This is a genomic window from Tsukamurella conjunctivitidis (genome assembly GCF_007858475.1).
GTDB classification, from domain to species: domain Bacteria; phylum Actinomycetota; class Actinomycetes; order Mycobacteriales; family Mycobacteriaceae; genus Tsukamurella; species Tsukamurella conjunctivitidis.
This window is the reverse complement of sequence record NZ_VIGX01000220.1, coordinates 1-565: the sequence shown is the minus strand read 5'-3', so window position 1 is coordinate 565 and position 565 is coordinate 1. Positions and strand designations below refer to the sequence as shown.

1 protein-coding gene is annotated in these 565 nt (G+C 71.9%); it reads right to left on the bottom strand.

Going from position 1 to position 565, the window contains the following annotated elements; genetic code table 11:
* Positions 1-565 (bottom strand): alpha/beta hydrolase (locus FK530_RS25130; protein ID WP_146489502.1); only part of this gene is annotated, 565 nt, incomplete at both ends.

Sequence of the window (565 nt, the reverse complement as noted above, 5' to 3'; positions counted from 1 at the left end):
ATCGCGTCGGAGGCGCCGTAGAGGATGCTGGTCGGGTGCTGCCAGCGCAGGGGGTGGTGCCGCACCCAGGTCAGGTACCCCCAGTCCAGGGACTGCCCGTCAGCCAGGTCCACGTGACGCCGCGACCGCAGCTCCCGCTCGCCGACGCCCTGCAGCGTCATCTTGCGGGCGATGAACGCCTCCATGTCGACCAGTGGCGAGGCAAAGAGGGCGATCTCCAGCGGCACGTCGGCCAGCGCATGCATGGACATGAATGCCCCCAGGCTGCAGGCGAAGAGGCTGATGCGGGGGTGTGTGGCGGCGACTTCGCGAGCCACCTCCGCCAGCTCCTCGCGATAGACCCACGGGACCAGGCCCCCCGGGTCACTGCGCCCGCCGTGGCCGGGCATGTCCACGCTGATCGTGGTGCATCCCGCCCGGCTCGCTCCCTGCGCGACCGCGCGGATCATCGGGTCCGACTTGCTGCCTGCCATCCCGTGGACCGCCAGCACCACGTGCTCCGACTCCCCGCCCCAGCGCAGCGCGCGGTGGCCTGCCAGGGTCAGCGGAGTGGGTGCTGGGGGCG